Annotated in this window: 19 protein-coding genes and 1 tRNA gene; 8 read left to right on the top strand and 12 right to left on the bottom strand. The window is 42.4% G+C overall.

Going from position 1 to position 19,997, the window contains the following annotated elements; translation table 11 throughout:
- Positions 1-50 precede the first annotated feature (50 nt).
- The gene (locus tag LN995_RS00505; protein WP_262910382.1) at positions 51-731 is read right to left on the bottom strand and encodes an HAD family hydrolase; all 681 of its coding nucleotides are present in this window, start codon (positions 729-731) and stop codon (positions 51-53) included.
- 338 nt (positions 732-1,069) lie between these two features.
- Here LN995_RS00505 and LN995_RS00500 point away from each other — a divergent pair, with 338 nt between their 5' ends.
- Entirely contained in the window at positions 1,070-2,164 is a 1,095-nt protein-coding gene (locus LN995_RS00500; RefSeq protein WP_229957363.1) for a PAS domain-containing sensor histidine kinase, read from the top strand.
- Between the two features lie 19 nt (positions 2,165-2,183).
- Here the strand turns inward: LN995_RS00500 and LN995_RS00495 are convergent, their stop codons facing one another.
- Positions 2,184-2,570 (bottom strand): response regulator, encoded by a 387-nt coding sequence (locus LN995_RS00495; protein ID WP_229957362.1) that lies wholly within the window; start codon positions 2,568-2,570, stop codon positions 2,184-2,186.
- A gap of 276 nt (positions 2,571-2,846) precedes the next feature.
- Positions 2,847-2,919: transfer RNA gene (locus tag LN995_RS00490), tRNA-Lys, on the bottom strand.
- Positions 2,920-3,034: 115 nt separating this feature from the next.
- Between LN995_RS00490 and LN995_RS00485 the strand changes: the two genes are divergently transcribed.
- The gene (locus LN995_RS00485; protein ID WP_229957361.1) at positions 3,035-3,727 is read left to right on the top strand and encodes an SH3 domain-containing protein; all 693 of its coding nucleotides are present in this window, start codon (positions 3,035-3,037) and stop codon (positions 3,725-3,727) included.
- Positions 3,728-3,809: 82 nt separating this feature from the next.
- Here the strand turns inward: LN995_RS00485 and LN995_RS00480 are convergent, their stop codons facing one another.
- Together LN995_RS00480 and LN995_RS00475 are read right to left on the bottom strand one after the other, a co-directional pair.
- A complete protein-coding gene (locus LN995_RS00480; protein WP_229957360.1) occupies positions 3,810-4,619 on the bottom strand; it encodes an SDR family oxidoreductase in 810 nt (269 codons plus the stop codon).
- A gap of 182 nt (positions 4,620-4,801) precedes the next feature.
- On the bottom strand, positions 4,802-5,452 hold the full coding sequence (locus LN995_RS00475; RefSeq protein WP_229957359.1) for an acetoacetate decarboxylase family protein: 651 nt from the start codon (positions 5,450-5,452) through the stop codon (positions 4,802-4,804).
- A gap of 255 nt (positions 5,453-5,707) precedes the next feature.
- Here LN995_RS00475 and thiL point away from each other — a divergent pair, with 255 nt between their 5' ends.
- On the top strand, positions 5,708-6,733 hold the full coding sequence (gene thiL / locus LN995_RS00470) for a thiamine-phosphate kinase (RefSeq protein WP_229957358.1): 1,026 nt from the start codon (positions 5,708-5,710) through the stop codon (positions 6,731-6,733).
- 112 nt (positions 6,734-6,845) lie between these two features.
- On the opposite strand, the gene LN995_RS00465 is transcribed toward thiL, so the two are convergent.
- The 5 genes from LN995_RS00465 to LN995_RS00445 all read right to left on the bottom strand — a co-directional run bounded on the left by LN995_RS00465 (position 6,846) and on the right by LN995_RS00445 (position 12,489).
- Positions 6,846-7,214 carry a hypothetical protein gene (locus LN995_RS00465; RefSeq protein WP_229957357.1) on the bottom strand — a complete coding sequence of 123 codons (369 nt, stop codon included), beginning with the start codon at positions 7,212-7,214 and terminating at the stop codon, positions 6,846-6,848.
- Between the two features lie 105 nt (positions 7,215-7,319).
- Positions 7,320-8,729, bottom strand: coding sequence for a 23S rRNA (uracil(1939)-C(5))-methyltransferase RlmD (gene rlmD / locus LN995_RS00460; RefSeq protein ID WP_317206915.1), 1,410 nt, complete (start codon positions 8,727-8,729; stop codon positions 7,320-7,322).
- 79 nt (positions 8,730-8,808) lie between these two features.
- Complete coding sequence (locus LN995_RS00455; protein ID WP_229957356.1) at positions 8,809-10,920, bottom strand: ComEC/Rec2 family competence protein; 2,112 nt, start codon at positions 10,918-10,920, stop codon at positions 8,809-8,811.
- Positions 10,920-11,348, bottom strand: a complete 429-nt coding sequence (locus LN995_RS00450) for a GNAT family N-acetyltransferase (protein ID WP_229957355.1) — start codon at positions 11,346-11,348, stop codon at positions 10,920-10,922. Before LN995_RS00450 ends, LN995_RS00455 begins: the two co-directional genes overlap by 1 nt.
- Positions 11,349-11,436: 88 nt before the next feature.
- Positions 11,437-12,489, bottom strand: coding sequence for a PhoH family protein (locus LN995_RS00445; RefSeq protein WP_229957354.1), 1,053 nt, complete (start codon positions 12,487-12,489; stop codon positions 11,437-11,439).
- Between the two features lie 97 nt (positions 12,490-12,586).
- Between LN995_RS00445 and LN995_RS00440 the strand changes: the two genes are divergently transcribed.
- Entirely contained in the window at positions 12,587-13,363 is a 777-nt protein-coding gene (locus LN995_RS00440) for an SAM hydrolase/SAM-dependent halogenase family protein (protein ID WP_229957353.1), read from the top strand.
- Positions 13,364-13,457: 94 nt separating this feature from the next.
- Here LN995_RS00440 and LN995_RS00435 read toward each other — a convergent pair whose 3' ends face one another.
- Positions 13,458-13,757, bottom strand: a complete 300-nt coding sequence (locus LN995_RS00435; protein WP_229957352.1) for a glyoxalase superfamily protein — start codon at positions 13,755-13,757, stop codon at positions 13,458-13,460.
- Between the two features lie 374 nt (positions 13,758-14,131).
- Between LN995_RS00435 and LN995_RS00430 the strand changes: the two genes are divergently transcribed.
- The 4 genes from LN995_RS00430 to LN995_RS00415 all read left to right on the top strand — a co-directional run bounded on the left by LN995_RS00430 (position 14,132) and on the right by LN995_RS00415 (position 18,812).
- Entirely contained in the window at positions 14,132-15,658 is a 1,527-nt protein-coding gene (locus LN995_RS00430; protein WP_229957351.1) for a catalase, read from the top strand.
- Between the two features lie 172 nt (positions 15,659-15,830).
- A complete protein-coding gene (gene hemA, locus LN995_RS00425) occupies positions 15,831-17,069 on the top strand; it encodes a glutamyl-tRNA reductase (protein ID WP_229957350.1) in 1,239 nt (412 codons plus the stop codon).
- 10 nt (positions 17,070-17,079) lie between these two features.
- A complete protein-coding gene (gene hemH, locus LN995_RS00420) occupies positions 17,080-18,138 on the top strand; it encodes a ferrochelatase (RefSeq protein WP_229957349.1) in 1,059 nt (352 codons plus the stop codon).
- Positions 18,139-18,293: 155 nt separating this feature from the next.
- A complete protein-coding gene (locus LN995_RS00415; RefSeq protein ID WP_229957348.1) occupies positions 18,294-18,812 on the top strand; it encodes an ankyrin repeat domain-containing protein in 519 nt (172 codons plus the stop codon).
- Between the two features lie 536 nt (positions 18,813-19,348).
- On the opposite strand, the gene LN995_RS00410 is transcribed toward LN995_RS00415, so the two are convergent.
- Positions 19,349-19,972 (bottom strand): HmuY family protein, encoded by a 624-nt coding sequence (locus tag LN995_RS00410; RefSeq protein ID WP_229957347.1) that lies wholly within the window; start codon positions 19,970-19,972, stop codon positions 19,349-19,351.
- Between the last annotated feature and the right edge of the window lie 25 nt (positions 19,973-19,997).

Genomic DNA, 19,997 nt, shown 5'->3' with positions numbered 1-19,997 from the left:
CAGAAGCGGACTATCAAGTCCGCTTCTGCTGTTTTATGATGTTTACAAGCCTATTTTCCAGCTTCTTGTAAAAAGTAGTCCTCAATATATGAGTCAGTATAATCTTTAATGAACGTAATTACATTATTATACTGGCTGAAATCTTCCTCAGGATGAGCAGTAGTTATAACCACGCACTGCATACCTGCATTCTGTGCCGCCTCTACACCCTTAGGGGCATCTTCAAATACAATACATTCCGCTGGTTCTGCCCCTAGCTTCTGCGCTGCTTTAATAAATGTCTCCGGGTCAGGTTTACTTCTTGTTACATCCGCAGCGCTGACTATAGCATTAAAATAATGCCGGACATCCAGGTTATCTAACACAAAGTCTATGTTAGAAGGAATGGCAGCCGAAGCAATGGCCATTTGTATGTTATGTTCCTTTGCCTTTTCCAGAAAACTATCCAGTCCGTTAATCAGTTTTAAATGTGGACGGAATGCTTCCTGATAGTGTCTCTCTTTTTCTTCAGACAGCTTCTCAACTTCTTCCTCAGAAAAATGCTCCTCTCCAAAAATGCGGGCCAATACTTCGCCATTCTTCCCATACATCTGCACTTTTACCTCATCCCAAGTCAGGTTAGCATTAAGGTCGTTGTTAAGCACCTGGTACCATGCTTTTGCATGATAGTGCATGTCATCAATAACTGTTCCGTTAAGGTCAAATAAAAATGTTTTAGGGGAAGAGTCCATCGTTATCAATTTCAATTTGGTTATAGGTTCAACTGTGTAGGTAAAAAGTATTTCCTTCTTAGTACGTAAAAAAGATACTTAATTTATCTGCTGCACAAAAGTTCTTGAACTGGATTTAAGAGTTTTTGTTTCTTAACATACATTCAGAGTCTCAAAAAGATACAGTGTAAGCATACTAGGGCAGCTCAAGTATTATTAAAAACAGCATTTAAAGCTAGACAATACAGCTTGATAGGAGACGGCACAGAACCAACTTTATACTTTATGGAATAGTATAGACATAGTGTTTGCTATAAACAACAGCATCCATTACAGACTTAACCAACTTAGCACCTCAAATGGAAAACAATAATATACCTGATAATGCCTTTATAGAACAGGTCACGCAACGGTTCGGACAAATATACTTTAGCTACGATATTACTGGAAGCGAATTCCGCTATATCTCACCGATCTTAGAAAAGTTTTGGGGCATAAAACCAGAAAGCATTCTTTCTAACCCTGCAACTTTTCTTACTTCTGTTCATGATGAAGATAAAGAATTCTTATCTCACCAATACCAAAAGCTATTGGTGAGTCATGAACAAACGCAGGCAGAATTTAGGATTGTACTGTCTAACAAGGAAATCAGGTGGGTTTGCCTTTCTGCCTGCTTTTTGCAGGATGAGAAGAACCACCAGAACCTGATAGGAGGATTTGCAGAAGATGTGACAGCACATAAAGAGTACACCACTAATATAATGAAGTACAACAACAAAAAGAACTCTACGCTTGAAATACTCTCCCATGATCTGGCTACCCCTTTTGCTAACATACAAGGCATAATAAGCGCCATTGAAGAGCAGATGAACCAGGGTGATGTGAATATACAGCAACTGTTAAGTTACATAAAGCAGGATGCCTTGAGAGGATCTGACATGATCCGGGATTTTGTGAATAACGAGTTTCTTGAATCTTCCCAGGTGGTACTGCATAAAGAACGGGTGGACTTAGCCAGTAAGATTACGATTATGATGGATAATTATAAGGACCAGGAACAGCTTGTTGCCAAAAGCTTTAAGCTTGTCTCCCCCAAAAAGCCAATCCTCATATACATTGATATGATGAAGTTCATGCAGGTAATGAACAATCTTATATCCAATGCCATTAAGTTTACGCAGGACAATGGAATTATTACTGTGTCTTTGGAAGACAAAGAAGAGCATGCTTTAATAACGGTGACTGACAACGGTATTGGCATCCCAGCAAAAATGCAACCGTTCCTGTTCGACAGGTTTACGCCAGCCCGTAGAGCAGGCATAAGAGGCGAGAAAAGCGTTGGGTTAGGCATGTCTATCATTAAAACCATTATAGAACTCCATAGTGGGGAGATATCCTTTGATAGTGAGGAAGGGGCTGGTACAACTTTTTACATTAAAATTCCCAAGGAGTAACCAGCTTCTGGTTCACAGCTTAATCTATAATGCTCTGTAACTTTTCCTTTGTTAAAGGCTTGCTTAGAAAGGCGGTTACGCAACTTTTCGTTGCCTTCTCTTTTTCCCATGGGCTTTGTGAACTGCTGAGAAGAATAATTATTGTATCGCTCAGGTTAAGATTCTGGAGTCCCTCTAGCCCCTCCAAAAAGGCAAAGCCATCCATTACCGGCATTTTAATATCCAGCAGTATAAGCTGAGGCAAACATTCATGTTCAACAGCTTCTTTTAAAATGTTTAAACCTGCTAATCCATTTAGCGCTGTTTGGGTACAATTATTAATTCCAATGCTGCTAAGCACGCGCTTAATCAGGAAAATACTGGTCTCATCATCATCTATAACTAAAACTCTCTCTATTGGCTTCATTCAAAATAAGGGTGAATCTGTGTTGTAACGGTTAGTCAGATACAATACGTAAAAACTCAGGGTTTGGTAAAAAATGAAGAATTTTAGCAGCAAAAAATTATAAAAGCAAAAGCCTCATAATCAATTATGATTATGAGGCTTTTAAACTCTAGCCATTTGGCTTTAANTAAATTTAAAAAAGCAAAATTTAATTTTAGATTCTTAGCGCTCCTCATTTCAAGAGTCAGAGAAAATATAAGCCTTCATCGTTTTAAAAAGGCTTATATTTTCTACTTGTGATCCCGCTGGGATTCGAACCCAGGACCCATACATTAAAAGTGTATTGCTCTACCAGCTGAGCTACAGAATCTTTTCATTAACTTGCTTTCTCAAGGGCGTTTCCCTTATTTGCGATGCAAAAGTAACAGCTTAGTTTTTAAATGCAAAACCTTTGGTTCAAAATATCTGCCTTTTTAGCTATTTTTTTGACATTATCAGCTAAACCAGCTTATTCTCAGGAAGATAATTTCACATTAAATAAAGCTGATTCTCTCTTCCAAACACAACACTACACCGATGCTCTTAAGCTTTACGAGCAAATCTTAGAGAATGATCAGCTTTACTCACCGCAAATGCTCCTGAAGATGGCTTACATTAAAGAGGGTCTGCGCGATTATACGGGAGCCATGTACTACCTGCATCTCTTTTACACAAAAGAACCCAGCCGCTCTGTATTAAGAAAGATGGAGGAACTTGCACAGGCACACAGGCTCAGCGGCTATGAGTACAATGATCTTCAGTTCTTTAAGACACAGTTTAGTAAGCACTACATGCGCATACTGGAACTGATGCTAATACTAGCTGTGGTAACTGTAACTGTTGCAGCACTGCGTTGGCGCCAGGGGTATCGGTTCAGTAAAAGCTTTAAAGTAGGTTTTGTTGTTTATTTGCTCTTTATCCTCTACTATGTCAACTTTCTGAACCTGGGAGATGCAGGCATTATCAAGAACAATTATGTCGCCATTATGTCGGCTCCATCGGCGGGTGCTTCCTGGTTAGCCACCGCCAAACAAGGCCATAAAGTACCCATTATTGGAGAACAGGATATCTGGTACGAAATTAAATGGAAAGGCAAAACTGCTTATATCAGGAAAAATAACCTGCTGGAGCTTCCTTGAGGTTAGGCATCTTAAGGAGAAAAGAACAAAAGGCCAGGAAATTAGCTTCCCAAGCTTTTTGTTCTTCCTCTTTCTGAAATGCTTATCGTTTTAGCGGAGAATCTTTTTCTTTCGCCATTACATTATAAACTAATCTATCGGCAAGGCCGGGGAATAGCTTGTTTACCCAAACAGCCATTTTGCCTTGCGTGGTCATCACTAAATCGCGTTTACGCTGTTTGGTCGCTTTCAGAATTCGGTCTGCCACTTCTTCCGCGCTCATCATCTTTTCTTCTTCGCGTGGTGTCTCTCCTTGTTGTTGTCCGTTGGCAGCCAGTGCTGTATTCCGGATGTTAGAAGCCGTGAAACCAGGGCAAGCCAGCAACACATGTACCCCTGAATGCAGTAGTTCTGTACGGAGGGTTTCTAAAAAGCCATGCATTGCAAATTTAGAGGCGGAGTAGCCAGTTCGTGCCGGTAAACCTCTATAGCCAGCAATAGACGACACGCCCACTATTGAACCTTTAACAGCCATAATGTGCGGCAAGGCAAATTTTGTTGTATACACGGTACCCCAGAAGTTCGTGTTCATCAGCCTCTCTATTACCTCCAGGTCCAGGTCCTGAAATAGCGCCCGCATAGAAATGCCTGCATTATTTATTAACACATCCAGGCGTCCGTACTTCGCTACCGTCTCCTGCACCATTCGTTCACAATCATCCTTTAAACTTACATCGACTTTTATAGCAAGGTGGTCTATACCAGCCTCAGCAAGTTCCTGCGAAGTCTGCTCCAGGTTCTGCAGGCTACGACCCGATACAGCCACTTTCGCACCATCTTTACCAAAAGCAAAAGCCAGGGCCTTACCTATACCGGAGGTACCTCCTGTAATTAGTATTACTTTATTTTTCATCCCGAATAAAAACTTTAAGACACAAGTATCAACACATCAGGCACAGCATCTTGTTAGAACAGAGTAAATTTACCAGACTCCGCCTGTTGTTTATGTTATGGTAATTAGTGCAAAGCTACTACTTTATTCAGAGACAAGAACATCCATCAGGCAGAAGTACTAACCAGTGCAGGTTCAGATTTTTAAAGTACAGTTGGTACTGGAAAAGTCATCAGGAAATCATGAACAGACATGGAAACCAAAGGCTTTAGCTGGTGTACAGGCGGGAAAAAGCTGGCATCGCTATAAATGCTTTTCAGTGAAGACAGTTGTGTTTGCCCCCTGGCATCCAGGCGAGTTAGCAGTAACTGGTCGCGGAGCTGCTGTATTACCCGAACCAACGGAAGCACCTTAGTTGTAATTGGTAACCGGATGCCAAACGGCTTTAAAGAGGCTTCGAAGAAGGTTTTGTCATTTTTACTCACCTCAAACTCTTTGGTACCATCAGCATATGTTGCCACGCTAAAATCAGCAAGTTCCTTCGGAATTCCCCAATTCTGTATGCCGTTCCACACACTGTCGTAAGTAGACACATATATCTTGGAGATAGAAAATGACAGTTTACCATTTAGGTCAAACAAGCCAGGAATAAAAATCAATTCCCGGTATGGCCCCACTCCCGAGGTTTTATAATCTACCATCATCACAGCTCCTACCCAACCTTTATAGGCTTGTTGCTGGTAATCTGCCATAAAGCTATATTGCTTGTTAAACTCATCCGGGAAATGATATAGGAGGACAACTCCATCTCCGGTAAGCTGCCAGGGTGGAGGAGAGACAAGGTTTGGTTGCATAGGCTATTCTGCTTAAGTTGTTATTTCTCTTCAAAACGAAAGACTACTAAGGCTGTTACGAGACAATACTGTATGCCATGTTTCTTTTTCTGCAATTACTAAGCAAAGATCTATAAGGCATTTATATTCAGGAACGGCAACAGCATTCAGAATATCTCAATAAACACGTAGCATGTCTCTCCCTTCCTGCTTCATCCTCTCCTGTACCATCTCCTTTAATTTTCGTACTTTTGCAGAGATAAAGATGACGAGACAATGAGTAATTATACGCCATTAAGCGAATTAGGCGAGTTTGGCCTGATCAAACTGATAAACGAAAAGATAGAGCTTACCCAAGCGTCTACGGTAAAAGGCATAGGCGACGATGCTGCGGTTATTGAACCCAAGGAAAAACAGATTGTCGTTTCTTCTGATATGTTGCTGGAGGGAGTACATTTCGACCTGACTTTTTGCCCGCTGAAACATTTAGGCTATAAAGCAGTGGCCGTAAATGTATCGGATATTGCAGCCATGAATGCGAACCCGACGCAAATTACGGTAAACATAGCCTTGGGTGCGCGATACACTGTAGAAGCTGTTGAAGAACTCTATGAAGGCATCAGGCTGGCCTGTGAAGATTATAAGGTAGATTTGGTTGGCGGCGACACAACCTCTTCCAGAGCAGGCTTAGTAATTAGTGTGACAGCTATTGGGGAAGTGGCAAAAGATGAAGCTGTTCTACGCAGTGGAGCTAAAGTAAACGACCTTATATGTGTTACGGGAGACTTAGGTGCTGCTTACTTAGGTTTGCAGGTTCTGGAGCGCGAAAAGCAAGCTTTTCTGGCAGACCCGGAGATGCAACCGGAACTGGAAAGCAAACAATATGTTGTGGGGCGCCAGCTGCGGCCACAAGCCCGTATGGATGTTATTCATGAGCTGAAAGAGCTGAACGTTAAGCCAACTGCTATGATTGATGTATCTGATGGATTAGCTTCTGAACTGTTTCATATATGCACCCAATCTAATGTAGGCGCTACTATTTACAAAGACAACCTGCCTGCCGATCAGCAGATGCTTGAAACTGCTGTAGAGTTCAACCTTGATCCTTTTACTTGCATTCTGAACGGTGGAGAAGACTATGAGCTACTCTTTACAGTGCCATTGTCAGACTACGATAAGGTAAAGAACAACCCGGACATTAGCATTATTGGCAAGATCACAGAAAAGAGCGAAGGTATAAACCTGGCAAATAAGCACGGCCAGGCATTCCCTCTACAGGCACAGGGCTGGAAGCACTTTTAGATACTATACTTTAGATAAAGCAAAGGCAAGCTTCCTTTCATTAGCTTGCCTTTGCTTATATAGATTGGTTTAATGCTTTTAGCCTAAACGGTGTTATCTAATACCTTGCCTCCTAGTCTTCTGGAAACGGAATAAATACAAAATTCTGGAAGTCTCCGTCTACCACAAACAGGCAGCAATATTCATCTGCATCTTTGTAAGCGGCTTTAAATTCGTCTACCTTCTCTTCAGTTATAAGCTGGCGCTGTACGAAGTCCTCCAGATAAGAGGCATTAATATGCCACTCCAGCGCCACTTCTTCTTTCGCTAAAAATACAGAACCCACAGGTACCTGGGTGCGGCTAAACACAAAAATAGGGTAATCAGATATTTTACGCTTCCGCACCTGGTATGATGCTTCTTTCAACGTTTCGGCCACTACCACAAAGTCCTTTGAAATAGTGCCTAAGTATTTACCATTTAATTCCGGATCGTTTTCCATACTTTATTTTAGATAATAGATGTCAGACTTTAGATGCTAGATTTTTCCTGTTATTGATAACTTACTTATTCTGATGTCTAACAACTAACGTCTGGTATCCAGGTTCTAACGTCTGTTCAACAGTACAATATTTTCTACGTGATGCGTCTGCGGGAACATATCAACAGGCTGTACACGTGCCACGTCATATTTCTCTGAAAGCAGTTCCAGATCACGTGCCTGCGTTGCCGGGTTACAGCTTACGTACACAATACGGTTCGGATGCACCTGCAGCAGTTTCTCCACTACATCTTGGTGCATACCAGCACGCGGCGGATCTGTGATAACCACATCCGGTCTGCCGTGGCGCTCAATCAGCTCATCAGAAAGAATATCTTTCATATCACCGGCATAAAAAGTAGTGTTCGAAATATTGTTGATCTGTGAATTGATTTTAGCATCTTCAATAGCACTCGGCACATATTCAATACCGATTACTTCGCGGCACTGTCTGGCTACAAAGTTGGCAATAGTACCGGCCCCTGTATAAAGGTCATAAACCAGCTCCTCCCCTGTCAGTCCTGCAAATTCACGCGTCTTCCTGTAAAGCTCATAAGCCTGATCAGTATTGGTCTGGTAGAAAGACTTCGGCCCTACACGGAAACGGATACCTTCCATCTCTTCATGTATATAAGGTAAGCCTTTATAGCAAACTACCTCCAGGTCATGAAATGTCTCATTCCCTTTCCCGTTTACCACATACTGCAGCGACGAAATTTCCGGGAAGGTCACCTGTAAATGATCAAGAATACCAGTTATTGCCTGCTGATCATCATGCTTCACCTGTAGTATTACCATTACCTCGCCCGTGTTTGCTGTACGAACGATGAGGTTTCGCAGAAAGCCTTCTTGCTTTACCAGATCAAAAAACTCCAGGTTATGCTCTCTAGCATACTTTCTTACTTCCAGCCGAATGGGGTTAGACGGGTCAGGCTGAAGATAGCAGTTCTGAATGTCCAGTATCTTATCGAAGCGCCCTGGTATATGAAATCCCAGTGCATAACGATCAAACTCTTCCCCTGAATTAATCTGCTCTTTGGTTAGCCAGCCGTTCCCAGAGAACGTAAACTCCAGCTTATTGCGATAATACCTATCTTTTGCTGAACCCATAATAGGATCAAAAGCAGGCAAAGCTACTTTCCCAATCCGCTCCAGGTTATCTTTCACCTGCTTTTGCTTATAAAGCAGCTGAGTATCATAGCCGATGTGTTGCCACTTACAGCCGCCACAAACACCAAAATGCTCGCAGAACGGCTCTACGCGCAGCTCTGAATAGGCATGAAACTTAACTGCCTCTGCCTCCAGAAAACTTTTCTTTTTGCGGGTTATACGCAGGTCCACCACATCGCCGGGAGCCACGCCCCCCACAAATATAACCATGCTGTTATGGCGCGCCAGGCATTTGCCTTCGGCCACCATTTCCTCTATTCTGATATTTTCGAGAATCTCGAACTTCTTTTTATGTTTATTTCTCACAATACTGCAAAATTAAATATTTTTTAGGAGATGTAATGAGAACTGATAAGTTCCTCCTATACAGCACAAAGGCAGGCCTCTATAATTCCACAACCAAAGCCCCCTTATCCACCACATCATAATAAGGCAAGCCTGCAGCAGCTAACTGCTCATGCAATTTCTGCCTGTACCAAAATGAGCTGGATCCATCTAACACGATGTTATTAAATGTATATCTCTTGAACTCCTCTGGCTTCAAGCGCACGTTGTTTTTCAGGATGATAAAATCAACTTTAACCTCCCCCACTGGTTCAAATTTTGGAGTTTCCGATAGCAGCAGCACCTTTTGCCCATTCCAGACATACAGCTTATTCCCATCCGGGAGCAAAGAAGAAGCCACACCTTCAGAAGCCGTTTCCCATTCCTGTAGCTCAGGAGCGTAAACTCCAAGATGCCATAAATGAGGTTGAATATTGAAAGTATAGTTATCTGGGCTTATCAACAAAGAAGAATCTGCCAATACGGTTGCCTGCTGCCCTTTTACAAATGAAACAGCCGTAGCACCACGCACATTATACACTGTCAGCTCCTGCTGATGCTTTTGTTGTATAACCTCTGCCAATTCCTGAATAGACAAAACTGCTACTACACAGACAGCCATTGCAAAATATTTAATCCGACGACCTGCAAAAAAGAATATCAGTAGCAGAATGAGCACATACAACAGCACCGTTTGCAAAAGGTTAATGTCTACGCCGTTCATTATTGCATAAGGTAAACTGGTCAGCAACAGGTTAAACTTGTTCATGCACCAGATTAAACCAGTATGAATGGCAAAAAGCAGATCTCCCAGCAGTGGTACCCACAAAAATGCCAACGCTGCTATCCCAAAATAGAGCACAAAAGAAGCCAATGGAACTACTATTATATTAGCAAACCAGAAGTACACCGGGAACTGATGAAAATAAAATAAACCTAAAGGAAGGGTAGCCAATTGTGCTGCCACAGCTATTGAACCTAACTCCCAAATTTTATCTAGTAATTGATTATCTAACTCCAGTAATTCTTTTAAGCGAGGCTGCAGGTACACAATACCCAGCACGGCCAGGAAAGACAACTGAAAGCCAACTTCAAGCAAGCTGTAAGGGTTCCAGCAAAGCAGAACAAGGGCAGCACAAGCCACTGTATTGTAAATGTTTCCGTTCCTTCTGCTTGCTTTTGCTACGGTAACAACACTAAACATCACCACTGCCCGCATAACCGAAGGAGATAAACCTGTCATGAGGGCATACAGTCCGAGTGCCCCTAAAATGATAATTGCCGCACTTAGCCGTTGCCACCATTTCCCTCCTATATAACGGCTGAAAAACAGCATAAGCAGGCCATAGATAAGCCCTACATGTAACCCAGACACAGCCAGCACATGCATGGTACCAGTATTAGCATAAGCATTTCGGATAGCATTATCCAGGTCATCTTTTATGCCTAGTACAAGAGCCGACGAAATATCGTACTGCTGCTTTCCTTCTATCCGCTCCCGAAGAATATTGTCTAGTTTGCGACGTAACTTAATACCGAAGCTTAAGATGGGGTTAGGTGGCGCAGAGGTAACTTTTTGAAACTGCAAAGGCTGCAGGTAATGCCGAAAGTGGATGCTCTTGTTGGCCAGGTACTGCCGGTAGTCGAATTGATTGGGGTTAGCAGGAGATGCTACTGGATCTGGTGCTCCTTTTATGAGCAGCACATCACCGTAATTTAATTCATACATCTGCTCCGAATCGTGCGGCACCGATAACTGTATCCTGCCTTCCGCACTTTGCCAGTTACTATTTGCCTGCACTTGCAGTACTTTTAACACAGTACTCTGGTAGCCAGGTTTCTGAACCACATAATCATCTACTACACCTAAATAATACTCTGGCTTTTGCTCCAGCTTACTCAGGTGTTTTGGGTGATGTATTTCTGTATGGTAACCGGTAGCCCAGATGCCTGCTGTTACAAAACACAGCACAGCCACTATGCCTGCTATATTAGTAGCAAACGTCGTTTTTAGCCTTTGGGCAGCAAAAAGCGCTGCCATAAAAGCAACGGCAAAAAAAGCAAACAGTTCAGTGCTATACCTAAACTCTCTACCGGCGCTTATGTAAAGCAGAATTCCTGCTATAAAGGCAAGCGTTACACGAACTAAAGGATATGGCGCCCAGCGCAACATCAGCCTCTGTAGTACATTTTATAATGTTGGATATCGCACTCACTGAACATATCACCTTTGGCTACAAAGCCATGGCGCTTGTAAAAGTTTACTGCAGGCAACTGAGCATGCAGGTACACATTTTTATCTGCATGTGTAGCAAGCACGTCTTTTAGAACTTTCTGCAATATGAGGCTGCCAACATTCTTGTTTCGATACTCCTGCAATACAGCAAAACGCTCCAGTTTTATGCCATGCTCTGTTATGCGCCAACGGGCAGCACCGCAAGGCACTCCTTCACAGGTAGCCAGGTAATGTTTCGCTATTTCCTCAAACGAGTCATATTCAGCATTGCGGGGTACTTGCTGTTCCTGCACAAATACTTTTTCTCTTACACTGAAAGCAGCATTTAAATCCTGCTCGCTTTCTGCTCTTATAAGCTTAATCATCTAAAATATAAAACGCAAAGCTAAGCATTTAGCAAACAAAACCCGGCAACTGATGAGAGTTGCCGGGTTTTAATATCACTTCATTCTGTTAAACTTCAGCTTCTTTACTGGCTGTTTTTTTACGGCCTCTTGTTGGTTTTGGCGCTGCATCTTTTTCATCAGCAGCTTTAGCCTCTTCCCTGGCAGCGCGGCGTTCTTCCTCCAGTTTGGCATAGGCATTTACAATGTCTTTTACCAACCTGTGACGCACCACATCATCTGCACTCATTTCTACAAAGCCTATACCTTTTACACCACGTAAAATGTTCAGTACCTCCATTAACCCAGAGCGCTGGTTTCGCGGCAGGTCTATCTGAGACCAATCACCATTTACCATCACCTTAGCATTCGGCCCCATACGGGTCAGGAACATCTTCATTTGGGCAGGCGTGGTATTCTGCGCCTCATCCAGCAACACAAAAGCATTGTTCAGGGTACGACCACGCATGTAAGCCAGCGGTGCAATCTCTATAATTTTATTTTCCTGGTAATACTTCAGCTTTTCAACCGGAATCATATCCTCCAGAGCATCGTAAATCGGGCGAAGATACGGGTCAACCTTCTCTTTCATATCACCGGGCAGAAAACCAAGGCTTTCGCCTGCTTCCACTACTGGCCTGGAGATAATAATTTTCTTTACCTCCTTGTTCTTAAGCGCACGCACAGCCAATGCTACAGAAACATAGGTTTTACCTGTACCGGCAGGTCCAAGCGCGAAAGTCAGGTCATTTTTAGACACCGTATCAACCAGTTTTTGCTGGTTCGGTGTTTTTGCCTTGATGACACCCCCTTTACTGCCATACACAATTATATCCGGAGAAGTAACAATTACCTCTTCGTCAGTAAAAGAATCGTCAGAAAGGTATCTGTTTACGCTATTTTGCGTAATCTTTCCAAACTTATGATAATGATCAATCAACGAGGAAAGTATTTCGTTTATCTTAGTGATCTCAGGCGTCTGGCCTTGTATCTTTATTTCGTTACCTCTGGATATAATCTTGCTGCTTGGAAAAGCAGCAGCCAGTTGCTTGATGTTCTGATTCTCTGTCCCCAGAAAATCAATCAGAGAAATATTCTCTAGAGTTATTACTTTCTCAACCAAATGTTTATCTCGTATATAGTACCTTAGTAATATTTCTTTTAATATAACTATATTTGTTATATATTAATACAAATCTACTTAAATTATAGTTCGTATTATGGCTGTAATTACGTTTCTGTCTGATTTTGGGTATAGAGACCACTATGTTGCTGCGGTGAAAGCTAAAATTCTTTCCAAGTATCCGGAAGCCTCTATCGTGGACATTTCTCATGCTGTACAACCTTTCAACATTGCCCACGCGGAGTATACGTTAAATTCGGTTTATGGTGAATTTCCTGAAGGAACCATACACCTAATTGCCGTAGATACACACGGTAATAGAAGTGGCAAATATCATGCAGCAAAGTACAAAGGGCATTATTTTTTAATGGCTGACAATGGTCTTCTCTCACTTATAACAGACAACAAGCCTGATGTTCTGGTAGAGTTGCACACAGATAACAGCTTTATGCCTTTTCCGGCAAAAGATCTGTTGGCTTCGGCTGCTGTTTTTTTGGCTAAAGGAGGAGATATAGAAGTCTTGGGCGAACGTACAAACCAGTTCAGGCAACTGCTCAACCGCCAGCTCCGCCTGAACGATCATGCCATTATGGGCCATGTGGTACACGTAGACCGCTACGGCAACCTAATAACAAATATTACCCGTGAAAGCATCGATACGATTGCCCATGGCCGGACTTTTACAATTCACTTCGGCCGTGAAACCTTGGGGCGCATTTACTCCAACTATAACCAGGTTGATGACGGTGACTGCTGCTGTATTTATAATTCTCATGGGCAGTTGTGTATTGGCATTAACAAAGGCCATGCGGAAGAGTTACTTGGTTTGGGATTTGACTCTCAGGTGGACATCCGCTTTTACCCAGGGAATTAAGCTCAGTCTCATGCGACATAAAAAAGCCTCTCTTTCATGTTTATATCTGAAAGGGAGGCAGCGCCAGTATTTTTAAAGTACCAATCTCTTGTAGTCAAGCAACAACTGCTTGTTTTTCATTAAAAAGCAGCCTGTTGTTAAACGTATCTATTACCTCCATCACCATTGCCCCCCAAGCAGACGTTTCTAAACGAGGTTTGTTGTACTTGTAATTAGTTTCAAGAAGCCTCTTATGAAAGCGCTGCAAACCCTCAAAGTTAATCAGTGCTTTTGCCCCGGGGCTACAATCAACATGATGCTCTGTTAAATGAAGCACAACGTTGCCCATGGAAACCTGCATATAAACAGGAGAATTATCAGAAAGCTGATGTTCCCAATCTATCTTAAGCCTCATCTACTTTACATAAAAGCCGACAGCTTTCTGATAATCAAATATACACAGTACAGTATAACCATCATCCTGATTCTTAAGAGTTCTTTTTAATAAGCCTATATTATCATATGAATAAAGTTAAATTATTTAATGAAATAATTTAAAATAATAAAAATTATTGATACAAGAACTATTGTTGAATAACAGGCCGATTTATTAGCTACGTCAAATATATTTTGCCTGATATGCCTGTAGATACCTCTCAATACAAGCTTCAGCAGTAACAGCTTATATAATATAATAGACACAATCTATAACACGATAGGTTAAATCAATTTGATTTATAAGCTTCAACTCAAGACTTTTGTAGCAGTTAAATCATCACATATACTTATATGTTAAGAAAATCACTTCTACTTTTAACCATTATTGTAAGTGGGCAGCTAGCTTTTGCACAGCAAAAGCAGCTAACAACCAACACTGGTGCGCCTGTAGGTAACAACCAGAGTTCTAAAACAGCAGGCGAAAATGGCCCGGTACTGTTAGAGGACGTAAATCTGATCGAGAAGTTAGCCACTTTTGACCGGGAACGCATACCAGAGCGTGTGGTGCATGCTCGTGGAGTAGGTGCTCATGGAGAATTTGAAAGCTACGGCGACTTCTCTAAGTTTACCAAAGCCTCTCTATTCAACAGCAAGGGAAAGAAAACGCCTGTATTTGTTCGTATCTCTACTGTCGTGCATGAGCAAGGATCACCAGAAACACTCCGCGACCCACGTGGTTTTGCCGTGAAGTTCTATACAGACCAGGGTAACTACGACCTGGTAGGCAACAACCTTCCTGTGTTCTTTATCCGTGATGCCATTAAGTTCCCAGATATGGTACATGCCTTTAAGCCGTCGCCAGTATATAACAAGCAAGACCAGAACCGTGTGTTCGACTTCTTCTCCAATGTACCAGAGGCTACGAATATGTTCACGTACCTGTACCAGGATTTAGGAACACCTGCCAACCTGAGGCAAATAGACGGGTACGGCGTACATGCTTTTAAATGGGTAAATGCACAGGGCGAAGTAGTGTACGTAAAATACAAGTGGAACTCAATGCAGGGGGTAAAAAGCTTCAGCGCTGCAGAAGCTGCCCAAATGCAGGCTAAAGACCACTCCCACGCCACCGCAGACATGTACGAGAATATCAGCAAAGGTAACTATCCGTCCTGGGAGCTGACTGTACAGATGCTAAAGCCTGAAGACCTGGATAAATTTGACTTCAACCCACTGGACCCTACCAAAATCTGGCCAGAAGATATTGCTCCTAGTATGGCAATCGGTAAAATGACTTTGAACAGAGTTCCAGATAACTTCTTCGAGACAGTAGAACAGGCTGCTTTTGCTCCTGCTACACTGGTACCAGGCATCGAGCCATCAGAAGATAAGTTATTGCAGGGCCGTGTGTTCTCTTACATGGATACGCAGCGTTACCGCCTGGGTGGCAACTTTCAGCGCATTGCTGTGAACGCTCCGCTAGTAGAAGTGAATAACTTCAACCAAAATGGTGTAGCAAGTAACCGTGGAACCAAGTCTGATGTGAACTACCAGCCTAGCACTACGCAGCCAACTTTTGTGGACGATAACCAATACAACTACTCTACCCGCAAAATTAATGAGGAGACCATGCAGCGGGTTATCAGTAAGCAAAATAACTTTAAGCAAGCTGGCGACCTGTACCGTTCTCTTTCTAAAGTTGAAAAAGAGCACTTGATCAGCAACTTGGCTGGTGACTTAGGCCAGGTAAAGAACAAAGAAGTAGTAAACAAAATGGTAAGCTATTTCTACCAGGCTGATGCAGATTATGGTAACCGCCTGATAAAAGCACTGAAGCTAAACAGAAATGACGTGGTAGCCTTAGTGGCAGCTAATTAAGTAATTAGCTTCTTATATTTAAATCCACCCCTTGCCCCCTACCAGTAAGGAAGCTCTACCTTTCTTATGAAATTACTTCTCTCGGGAAGGGCCAGGGGTGGATTTAACAAAACTGCTGCAGTAGTAAATGCGGTCATCGAATCCTAAACAGTACATCAATTATCAAGTTAAAATGAATACTCTCCAGGCAGTTTCTCTTTCGCACGAAATGGCATCATTAGAGTGGCGACAGGCGCTGCAGCTAAGCAAAGATGAGGCTGCGGAGTTTATGACCTCTCTTAAAAGCTGGGGGTTTGTAGACGGCATCATGGTAATAACCACCTGCAACCGTACAGAGGTTTACTACGAATCGGCCAATACACCTACAGCTGTTATACAAGACGAACTTTTAAGATTTAAAAACATCACTGACAAAGATGCTTATGCACCTCTGTTCAGTCACTATACCCAAAGCCAAGACACACTTTATTACTTATTAGAAGTTGGTTTGGGTTTAAGATCTCAGGTAGTTGGTGACAGGCAGATTATAGGGCAGTTTAAGGAAAGTTATCAACTGACGAATGATCTAAAATTAGGTGGTCCGCTGCTACACCAGGCACTTCAGACACTTTTCCGCACACACAAACGGGTACATAACGAAACAGCATTTCGCTCTGGTGCCGCCTCCGTTGGTTATGCTGCCCTGGAAAGAGTAACCGATTTTATTCCGAGAAAAGAATTCATTTCGAAGCGTATGCTTATTATAGGAGCAGGACAAATGGGTACTGATGTAGCCAAATATGCTACCTCCTTTGGATTCAGGAACATTACGCTTACTAATCGTACTGATGAAAAAGCAGCGCAATTAGCCGAAAAAATGGGATTGTACTTTATTCCCTATGCAGAGCGTTTATCAGAATTAAACCAGTACGATGTGATCATCTCCTGCGTAAGTGCCGGAGAACAGTTAGGTACTTCACAATTAAGCTCTTATCACAACGGACATAAACGAGTACTGTTAGACCTTTCAGTACCTTTAAGCATACAACCTGAAGCAACGGCTTTACCTAACACAGTATTGGTAAACATGGACCAGATTACCAGCCAGACACAGGCCGTACGAAAAGCCAGGGAAGCATCTACAACAGAAGTATATAATATTATAGACGAAGAAACTTTACTTTACACACACTGGCTGGAGGATCTCCCAATGGCTAAAACCATCAGCGAGCTGAAAGGCTTTTTTGCTTCGGTGCTGGAAAGTGAACTCCAGAAGCAGACGGGCTTAGAGCAGAAAACTGCCGCAGCAGCACTCGCAAAAGCTACACTAGACAGGCTAATACGCAGGCCTGCCGGCACGTTGCGGGCAAGCGAAGGCACAAACCGCAAAATATTGATTGATTCCCTCAATCAGTTATTTCAAATATCATAGACTTCATTTTATGAGTAAAACAGGCAAAACAGGCGTCCTGATTGTAAATCAAGGCACCCCCGACAGCCCTTCTGTACCCGACGTGCGCAAGTATCTCCGGGAGTTTCTGATGGATGAAAGAGTAATAGATATTCCTTATATGAACAGATGGGCACTGGTAAATCTTATTATTGCTCCTACCCGTGCACCCAAATCTGCTAAAGTATACCAGGAGGTATGGACAAGCAACGGGTCTCCACTTAAAATATATGGCTACCGTGTAGAAGAGCTGCTGCAAAAGGCGTTGGGCAAAGACTATGTAGTAAAGCTAGCCATGCGCTACCAAAGTCCTTCTATAGAGGAGGCGATGGAGAAGTTTAAAGGTCATCACCTCTCAAAGATAGTTATACTGCCACTGTATCCGCAGTACGCTTCTGCTACAACCGGTTCTGTTTACCAGAAAGTAATGGACCTGGTAAGCAATTGGCAGGTAATACCGGAGATTCGCTTTGTCAACAGTTTTCTGGATCATCCGAAGTTTATAGAAGCCTTTGCTGAGCTTGGGAAAAAACATATGTTAGCAGCAAGCTATGATCATTATGTTTTTACTTATCATGGACTGCCAGAGCGGCAACTGCACAAAAATGACAGCATTACCAGTTGCGAGCATGCCAATTGTACAACATCTTATAATGCTACGAACCAATTCTGCTATCGCGCACAGTGCTATGAGACCAGTCGCCTGTTAGCAGAAAAGCTAGGTATAGCCGAAGAACACTACACTGTTTCATTTCAGTCACGTCTGGGCAATGATCCATGGATAAAGCCATATACAGATGATGTGATACAAGCACTTACCGCCAAAGGAATAAAACGTGTGCTGGCTTTTGCCCCATCTTTTGTAGCTGATTGCCTGGAAACTACTGTGGAGGTAGGCCGTGAGTACAAGGAACTTTTTGAAGAAAACGGCGGTGAAATCTGGCAATTGGTAGAAAGCCTGAACGATAGCCCTCTTTGGATTGAATGCCTGCAGGAGTTGGTAACTGAAAACCCTGTGGTAGCACCTGCCAAGGTTTTAAGAGTAGCTTAAGTTTTGTGGGGCTCTAACTGCATATTCTTGGTTTACTTTATCTTTCAACACTAATATTTAAGCTGTCAGAAACAGATAGTAAAGCTTCTGCTAAAGACAATAACATCTTTGAAATAAAAAATAAATAATCATTTATAACAATCAATTCTTAAACCATGAAATCAGTCATATTAAACCTGTTATTCCTCCTGATACCTGCTGCTATCTTTGCACAGTCAACTGATCTTATATCAGCAGCAAGAACCGGCGATGTAGCTGCAATAGAACAACTACTGCAAAACAAAGCAGATGTAAATGCCCAGGACCAGAAAGGTTTCACTCCCTTGATTATAGCTGCGTACAATGGCAACGCGGAAGCAGCAAAGCTTTTAATTGAAGCTGGCGCAGACGTTAACCACCAGGATGCCACAGGCAACACAGCGCTGATGGGAACAGCATTTAAAGGTTATCCTGCTATTGCAGAATTGCTCATCAGCAAAGGAGCAAATGTTAATGTACAAAACGGAAATGGTGGTACTGCTTTAATGCTTGCTTCTATGTTTGGTCGTAACGAGGTTATTAAAGTTCTCCTCCACAATAGTGCCGATAAAGGAGTTAAAGACCAGCGTGGCTTTACTGCTCTTGACCTGGCACAACAGCAGCAGAACAAGGAGGCAATTGCACTGCTCCAATAGTTACTGGCGGAACAGCTAACTAGTAGCTTCCATATAAAGAGTCAGGACATAGGGCTTCCATTTAGTGGTCCAAGCTTTATGTCCTGACTCTTTTGTTTATTCGGCATCCAACAAATTTTCTTCTGCCTATTTTTGTTATTAGATACACGTCAACTAGAAGATTAGTGAGTATATAATCAATATATCTTGTAACTTAATATTTCCTTGTTTAGAGTAAAACTATTCCTGGTTTTACCACTCGGCACAATATAGCTCAACCTGCCCTTGCTACTATTGTGGTATTACAAAAGCTATACTCCATGATGTAGCGCACCATAAGGAAGAACAGAGGTTACAACATTTCAGGGATGATAGCTATGTAATTCCCGCGGCCATGTTCCATAAATAGAAAACCGTAGAGAATTACTTTTACCTGATAGATAAAAGCACCTCTACGGCTTAATATTTCCTGCCTTGGCAGATGATTATGGCCTAAAATACCAAGTCAGGATTACTCACCATTTAACTAACAATAAAAAACACAGATCTAACTCAAACTAATCTAAAAACTCTCTGCTACCATTTGGTTGCACCGCATACTGAAAGGTATAAACCTTACTTGTTGGTCTTGTACTCAGGCTTACAAACTCCTCTGTGGTTGTATTGGGGTTCCCTTTGTAATAGCTTAATATCTCTACTTTAGCGTAATTTCCATTAGCTGTTTTAAGCACAATTAATTTTCCGGCAATGGGTAAAATAGCATGCTGCGCTACATTAGCCTCCGTACCAGTGTAATGGTACCAGCTCTTATCAGATGACGCAACTATAGCAGGGGCACCAGCAGCATCTGTTACATACCCTGTTTCCGGTGCTTCTTCTATCTCCGCAAAAATACCATCCACTACCTGAGCTGCTCCTGTTCCTGGACCACTGCTACCTCCGTTAATCAGCACAGAAGTTCCTTTAAAAGCAATGTCCCATTCAGTAGAGGCAGAGTCAGTGTAAGGGACTTCGGTATTGCCTTCCAGGTCATAAAAAGCATAATGCGTTCCGGATGCATCAAGGTCAGAAACAGTTTCTACTTCTACGACTGCCTCAGGAGTTACCTCATCGTCGTCATCACAAGAAGTCATCACAGCAAGGGAAAGCAACATTAAACATAAAGGATAATACTTTTTCATATAGGTTGTCATGAATAAATAATTA

This window comes from Pontibacter silvestris, from assembly GCF_020907275.1.
GTDB lineage: Bacteria > Bacteroidota > Bacteroidia > Cytophagales > Hymenobacteraceae > Pontibacter > Pontibacter silvestris.
This window is presented reverse-complemented; position numbering and strand designations above follow the sequence as displayed.